Here is a 7,007-nt window from a genome sequence, read left to right on the forward strand (position 1 = left end):
CGCCCGTCGTGACGAGGGCTGCCGCGGCCAGCGAGGCCGCTGCGGCGCGGGCGGCACCGATTATGTTCATCTCTTCATTAAGCCACGCCCGGTGATCATCGGCAGGTCCTTTGCGTATACCAGACCGGGCTCCGCCGCGACCACGGCCTCGACGGCGTTGACCAGCCTCATCGCGGTGACGAGCATGCCGGACTCGTTGTGGTCGCCGTGCTCGGCATGGTGGGTGAACTCCACGCGCATGGCCGGCTCACCGAGGATGTCGATGCGGTAGCACCCGTCCCCGTGGTCGGGGCGGGGCCAGTCCGGTGCCTGGTCGACGGCGGTGCGGGTGACGTGCTCCAGGACGATGCGGTCCTCGCCGTCGACCTGTCCCGCCACCTCGAACCGCAGCGCCGCCTGGGTCCCGGCCGGGACCTCGCACGCCAGCAGCGACAGGTCCCGATCCGCGGGAAGCCGCTCGTGGCGCTCGACCAGCGGTTCGTCGAGCGTCACCTCCAACGCGGCGGCGAGCTGGCGGACCACCGACCCCCAGCCCGCGGCGAGCATCCCCGGTCGGAGCAGTGGCGGCAGGGTGTCCATGGACCGACCGAAGCCGAACAGCCGCCGCATGGTCTCGCCCTGGTGGTACACCGAGTAGTCGGCGATCTCGCCCACCCGGATCAGGTCGATGCGCCGGGACAGGCTCGTCATGACCAGCGGCAGGACGTCGTTGGCGAATCCCGGGTCGATGCCGTTGACGTGCAGCGTGGCGCCACCCTCGCGGGCGGCGTCCACGAGTTGGGCGATCATCTCCTCCGGGAGGGTCCCGTGCGGGTACTGGAGCAGGACGGGGCCGGAGGCCACCACGTCGATACCCGCGCGCAGGAAGCCGCGGAAGTCCTCGATCGCCGGCATGAAGCGGGTCTCGGTCTCGGCGGTGTACACGATCGCGTCCGGGTCGAGAGCGAGCAGTGCCGCCCGGTCGTCGGTCGCGATCACCCCCAGATCCCGGCCCAGACCGGCGAGCCGGCCCGCGTCGACGCCGACCTTCGCGGGATCGGAGACGAAGACGCCCACCAGCTCCAGCTCGGGCCGGGCGTCGACGGCCTCGACCGCCATCCTGCCCAGATAGCCCGTCGACCATTCCACGACCCTGATCGGTACATCCCGGCTCGTCATGGGTGAACCCTAACGACCGGGCCGGAGCCGGCGGGGCCCCTTCACCAGATGCTCACGCGCTCCTCGGGGGCGAGCCACAGCCCGTCCCCCTCGGTCACCCCGAACGCGGCGTGGAAGTCGTCGAGGTTCCGCACCACCTGGTTGCAGCGGAACTCCGGCGGGGAGTGCGGGTCCACGGCCAACCGGCGGGCGGCCTCCTCCGCGCGGGTCTTGGTGCGCCACACGATGGCCCAGGAGGTGATGAGCCGCTGGATGCCGGTCATCCCGTCGATCTCGGGGCCCACGCCCGTCCCCTCCGCCGGCTGCACGTCGGAGCCCTCCCCGGTCGACCCCTGCGCCAGCCGGTAGGCCAGCAGCGCGATGGTCAGCCCGCCGAGGTCGCCGATGTTCTCCCCCACCGTGAAGGCTCCGTTGACGTGGTCCTTCGCGGGGTCCAGACCGTCCGGGGTCAGGCCCTGGTACTGGTCGATCAGCGCGTCCACGCGGGTGGAGAACGCGGAGCGGTCGTCGTCGGTCCACCAGTCCACCAGGTTGCCGTCGCCGTCGTACTTCGACCCCTGGTCGTCGAACCCGTGGCCGATCTCGTGACCGATCACCGCGCCGATCGCCCCGTAGTTGGCGGCGTCGTCGGAGTCGGCGTCGAAGAACGGGGGCTGGAGGATGGCGGCCGGGAACACGATCTCGTTCATCACCGGGTTGTAGTAGGCGTTGACCGTCTGCGGGGTCATGTGCCACTCGCCGCGGTCGACCGGGCCGCCGAGCTTGCCCAGTTCGTAGCGGTGCTCGAACTCGGCCGACCGCCGCACGTTGCCCAGCAGGTCGTCCGGGCGCACCTCGAGCGCCGAGTAGTCGCGCCACTTCTCCGGGTAGCCGATCTTGGGCACGAACGCCTCGAGCTTCTCCTGCGCCCGCTCGCGGGTCTCCGGCGTCATCCACGGCAACCGCGCGATGGAGTAGCGGTAGGCGGCGGTGAGGTTCTCCACCAGCTCGACCATCCGGGCCTTGTGGCCGGGCGGGAAGTGGCGGGCCACGTACTCCTTACCCACCTCCTCGCCGAGGGCCGCCTCGACCGCGGCGACGCCCCGCTTCCACCGGGCCTTGATCTCCTCCGTGCCGGACATCGCGGTGCCGTAGAAGCGGAAGTCCTCCTCCACCAGGTCGCTGGTCAGGTAGGGCGCGCGCGAACCGAGGACCCGCCACCGCAGCCATTCCTTCCACGTCTCCAGTGGTTCGGTCGACCACAGTCCGGCAACCGCGGTGAGGAAGTCGGGCTGCATGGCCACGACGCGGCCGAAGGTCTCCTCCGAGCCGCCCACCTCACGGGCCCAGTCGTGCCAGGGGAATCCGGGCGCCAGGCCGGGGAGCTCCTCCCAGGTGACGGGGTTGTAGGTCTTGTCGGCGTCGCGGCGGGCCACCACATCCCAGTGCGCGGAGGCGATGCGGGTCTCCAGCGCGACGATCCGTTCGGCGCGGGTGCGGGCGTCCTCGTCTCCCGACAGCTCCGCGAGCACGAGCATCCGCGCGATGTGATCCGTGTACTGGTCGCGCAGCTCCGCGTACTGATCCTCGCGGTAGAAGGACTCGTCCGGCAGTCCGATGCCGTACTGCACCAGGTAGAGGATGTACTCGGTGGAGTTCTTGGCGTCGTTGTTGACGTAGGCGCCGATCAGACCGCCGACGCCCACCTTCTCCAGCCGCGCCATGGCCAGGGCCAGCGAGTCGGCGTCGGTCGCGCCGTCGATCTCGGCCAGATCGGGCGCGAGCGCGGCGACGCCCGCGGCCTCGACCGCGTCGGTGTCCATGAAGGAGGCGTAGAACGCCCCGATCCGCGAGTCCACGGGGGCGTCGGTGATGATGTCCCGCACCCGCTCCTCGGACAGGTCGCGCAGCGCGAGGAAGGCACCGTCGATGGGCCGGTCCGCGGGGATCACGTGATCGCGGATCCAGGTGCCGTTGACGTGTTGGTAGAGGTCGTCCTGGGGACGGACGTCCCGGTCGACGTACTGGAGGTCGAGGCCCGAGGGGCGCGAGTCGTCGGTCGTGGTGATCTCGGTCGCTGTCATGCGACCAGGTTACGGAAGGTCCGGCGACCGGTCTCTCAGTAGAAGCCGTTCCGGGCGTTGTACTCCTTGGCGCCCGAATAGGCGTCGACCATCCCCCAGACCCAGAACCCGAGCATGATCGGGATCCCGATCAGGACCACGGACAGCAGGATGCCGAGGAAGTAGCCGGCCATGATGCCGATCCCCTTGCCTGCCTGGCCGTTGATCAGCGTGCCCAGCCCGGGCAGGAAGAAGGACAACACCAGCGAGAGCGCCGGTTCCTTGCGCGACGCCCCGTAGGCCGGCGCGTACGGGTGCACCGCGCCATAGCCCGGTGAGCCGTAGGGCTGCACGCCGTAAGGCTCCACGCCGTAGGGCTGCGTGCCGTAGGGCTGCGTGCCGTAGGGCTCCGTCCCATAAGGCTGAGTCCCGAACGGCTGGGCCCCGTAGAAATGGGCGCCGTAGGGCTGCTGCTCGAACGGCTGCTGCTCGTACTGCTGCTGGTCGAACTGCTGGTGCCCGAACGAGGGGCTCTCGTAGGACTGCGTCCCGTAGGGAGAGAACCGGTCGCCGGAGTCCGACGGGGTGCCGTACGCCGAGCCGTGGCCCCGGGGGTCGTCGCCGTACGACTCGTGGTTCTCGGACGGGGAAGTCATGTCCTCCACAGTAACGCGGAGTGACGGTGTCCCGGTTGCGAGCAGGTCTCAGTTGCGCGCGGTCATCCCGGGCCGGGCCCAGATGTCGGCGCAGTCGACGCAGGCGTCCTCCGACACGACACCGACCCGCTGCAGTTGGCCGTACATCCAGCACCCCAGGCAGAACCCCAGGGCCGCCTCGGCGAGGGCGGCGGCCACCAGCACGCCCAGGACCACGACCCCCGCCCCCGTCAACCCGCCCAGGAACAACCCGAGCGCGACCGAGGACATGACCAGGCCGATCGTCTGGGCGAACCGCTTGGGTGCACCCGCGACCAGCTTGGGCTCGGAGCTGACCCTGGGGGCCAGTACGTGCACCGAGAGCCTGCCGAACGGTGAGTACCGCGGTCCTCCGGCCACCCGGAGGGCGAAGCCGACGACAAGTGCCGCGGCGAGCCAGGTCTGCGCCGGCGGCGGCGCGAGCATCGTCACCACCGCGAGCGTCACGACGAGCCCGGCAGTGCACCGGGCGGCATAGTCGTTGACGACCTCAGGGAACGCGAACACCTCTCGCAGGCTCATGACCGACCTCCTCGACCTCTCGGTACCGTCCGTACCGCCACTCTGCATAGACAGATCTGTCTACCCATGCCCCGAGAGTACGCCTGAACCCGCGAAAGTCCCAGCCCGGTTATCCTGCGGAGCATGGCGCACCGGAGAGCAGCGGCACTTCAGCCCGGCCGTGCGATCGTCGCGGGTCTCGGCCTCGCCCTGGCCGTCGGCGCCTGCGGGCAGGTGACGCCGGGTGAATCACCCACGACCACCACCGGACCGGGCACTGCCCCCACCACGACACCGAGCGTCGCCGCCGGGACTCCCGCCCCCTCCCCCGGCCCGGACGCCACACCGGGGTGTGAGGTCCTGGCCGGGCCGGTCCACAGGCTGGTCACCGGTCAGGTCGACCCGGGAGTCGGCTCCGAGGAGGTGCGGCGCCTGGCCGACGGAGTCGAGGACAACGCCCTGTCCGCCGTGGCGAGCCGGATCTCGGGCCTGGTCGTCCAACCCGCCCCCGACCCCTCGGCCGTCGACGCCCAGTGGGTGCAGTTCGCCCGCCTCTGCGATCTCGACTGACGTACCCGGCACCTAGGCTGACGGCCGTGCCCCCACCGCTCAGACGCCGATCCGGCTCACCCCGACCGCCCGCCGCCCCGTCACTGCCGCGGCGGGAGCAACTCCAGTCGCCGCGGTCCGAACTCGAACCGGACGGGCTGTGGGACGGCGTGTGTGCCACCGCCGAGGACGCCCCCTCCCCCGACGAGGGCGCGGCGCTGATCGGCGGCGCGGAGATCCGAGAGTCGACACTGGAGGGCATCAGACTGAGCAGCGCCAGGGCCGACTCGCTCCGCCTCACCGACGTCGTGGTCAGCGGCTGCGACCTGTCCGGGATGGTCGCCGACGGGGCCACGTTCACCCGGGTCAGATTCACCGGGTGCCGGCTCACCGGCCTGGTCCTGTCCGACGCCAGACTGACCGACGTGTCCTTCGAGGACTGCCACGCCGACATGATCAACCTGCGGATGGCCCGGCTCCAGAGGGTGCGCCTGTCCGCCACCCGCTGCAGGCAGGCGGACCTGCTGGAGGCGCGGGTGGCGGACCTGTCGACGGACGGCGCCGACCTGCGGGGCGCGAGCCTCGACCGGGCCACGTTCACCGCGGTGGACCTGAGGGGTGCCGAGTTGGAGGACGTGCGGGGGGCGTCCGCGCTCCGGGGGGCGATCATCTCGCCGGAGCAGGTCGTCGGGGTCGGACTGGCACTGATCGGCGAAGCGGGGATCAGGGTCGAGTAGGCGGGATCGAGCGAGCGCTCAGGGCAGGTGCGAGGCGGCGTCGCGCCACTGGTTGACGGCCCGGTTGATCACTGCCTGGAGACGGAGAACCTGGTCGCGATCCGTGAGCGCGATGCCGTCGACACCCGTCCGCAGGACGAGCTCGGGCACCCCGCGCCCGGCACCGTTCTCGTCGAGCACCGCCTTCTCGACCACGGACACCTCGAGAACCGCGTCATCGGCCGGACCGTCGACTTCGGCGACGAGGTCGTGACGGTAGCGAGGGGTCGAACAATCTACTGCATCGGACATGAGGGGACTCCCGACTGGAACGGTGGGGCGACTCCAACAATAGAGGCGAGAAAACCCCTTATCGCACCAGTGGGACAGCGTGTTACCGGTTGTGACGGATCCGTGACCCACGCCACCCCCGTCGCGCCGGTGCTGGGCGAAGAAATCCCCGCGAAGTTGCGCGAGTTGCTTGTGTGACAGGTGTTACTAATTGATACTCACCCCATGACACCAGCCGGTCAGCCAGCCCGCCGTGCCCTTCTCCCCCGCCTTCTCGTGGCCCTCGCCTCCGCGGCGGCCCTGGCTCTCGGACTCCTCGTCGTCGTCATATCCCCCCGGGCCGACGCCGTCATCCCCCTCTCCCCCGTCTTCGACGGCCTGGCCCGCGGCGTCGACTCCTCGAGTTGGCAACACCCGCACGGCGCGCCGGTCGACTGGCACGCGGCCGCCGCGTCCGGCCAGTCCTTCGCCTTTATCAAGGCCACCGAGGGCACCGGCCCCGCGAACCGCTACTACGAGGCCGACGTCGAGCAGGCCCGGGCATCCGGCATGGCAGTGGGCAGCTACCACAAGGCCCGCCCCGCGATGGATCCCGCGGTCCAGGCCCGCGCCTTCGCCACCCGCCTGCAGTCCGTGGGAGGCGCCCAGCTGCCGCCGGTGCTCGACATCGAGACCGACGAGGGCAAGAACCCGGAGGAGCTGATCGAGTGGACGCACGTCTTCCTCACCGAACTCCAGCACCTCACCGGGCGGACCCCGATCATCTACACGTACCGCTTCTTCTGGATCGACCGGATGGCCAACACCACCCGGTTCTCCGAGTACCCGCTGTGGCTGGCCGAATACGGGGTGCCGGAGCCCACGCTCCCCGTGATCGGTGGCTGGAGCGAGTGGCTGTTCTGGCAGAACTCGGAGACCGGCGAGGTGCCGGGCTTCTCCGGCCCCGTGGACCTCAACGTCTTCGCCGGGACGCGCGAGGAGCTCGGGGCGTGGATGGGACCCGTCACGCCGGGCGAGGCGCCGGCACCCGAGCCGGCCCCCGCCCCGGAGGCCGC

General features: G+C 70.6%; 8 protein-coding genes. 3 read left to right on the forward strand and 5 right to left on the reverse strand.

The window, feature by feature from the left end:
* Positions 1–66: 66 nt before the first annotated feature.
* The 4 genes from G6017_RS00195 to G6017_RS00210 are packed head-to-tail and all read right to left on the reverse strand — an operon-like array spanning position 67 to position 4,417.
* Positions 67–1,158: an NAD(P)H-dependent amine dehydrogenase family protein gene (locus tag G6017_RS00195; protein WP_182615320.1), complete on the reverse strand. Its 1,092-nt coding sequence runs from the start codon at positions 1,156–1,158 to the stop codon at positions 67–69.
* 41 nt (positions 1,159–1,199) lie between these two features.
* Positions 1,200–3,221, reverse strand: a complete 2,022-nt coding sequence (locus G6017_RS00200; RefSeq protein WP_182615322.1) for a M13 family metallopeptidase — start codon at positions 3,219–3,221, stop codon at positions 1,200–1,202.
* A gap of 35 nt (positions 3,222–3,256) precedes the next feature.
* On the reverse strand, positions 3,257–3,856 hold the full coding sequence (locus G6017_RS16445) for a hypothetical protein (RefSeq protein ID WP_206682410.1): 600 nt from the start codon (positions 3,854–3,856) through the stop codon (positions 3,257–3,259).
* A gap of 48 nt (positions 3,857–3,904) precedes the next feature.
* A complete protein-coding gene (locus G6017_RS00210) occupies positions 3,905–4,417 on the reverse strand; it encodes a DUF4395 domain-containing protein (RefSeq protein ID WP_179523589.1) in 513 nt (170 codons plus the stop codon).
* A 123-nt stretch (positions 4,418–4,540) separates the two neighbouring features.
* On the opposite strand from G6017_RS00210, the gene G6017_RS00215 reads away from it, so the two are divergent.
* Together G6017_RS00215 and G6017_RS00220 are read left to right on the forward strand one after the other, a co-directional pair.
* Positions 4,541–4,966, forward strand: a complete 426-nt coding sequence (locus G6017_RS00215) for a hypothetical protein (protein WP_179523590.1) — start codon at positions 4,541–4,543, stop codon at positions 4,964–4,966.
* A 26-nt stretch (positions 4,967–4,992) separates the two neighbouring features.
* Positions 4,993–5,682 carry a pentapeptide repeat-containing protein gene (locus G6017_RS00220; protein ID WP_182615323.1) on the forward strand — a complete coding sequence of 230 codons (690 nt, stop codon included), beginning with the start codon at positions 4,993–4,995 and terminating at the stop codon, positions 5,680–5,682.
* 18 nt (positions 5,683–5,700) lie between these two features.
* On the opposite strand, the gene G6017_RS00225 is transcribed toward G6017_RS00220, so the two are convergent.
* Positions 5,701–5,973 (reverse strand): hypothetical protein, encoded by a 273-nt coding sequence (locus tag G6017_RS00225; protein ID WP_179523592.1) that lies wholly within the window; start codon positions 5,971–5,973, stop codon positions 5,701–5,703.
* Between the two features lie 204 nt (positions 5,974–6,177).
* Between G6017_RS00225 and G6017_RS00230 the strand changes: the two genes are divergently transcribed.
* Positions 6,178–7,007: glycoside hydrolase family 25 protein (locus G6017_RS00230; protein WP_182615325.1), on the forward strand; the 830-nt coding region annotated here is incomplete at its 3' end.

Origin of the sequence: Dietzia sp. B44 (assembly GCF_014145245.1) — a bacterium.
GTDB lineage: Bacteria > Actinomycetota > Actinomycetes > Mycobacteriales > Mycobacteriaceae > Dietzia > Dietzia natronolimnaea.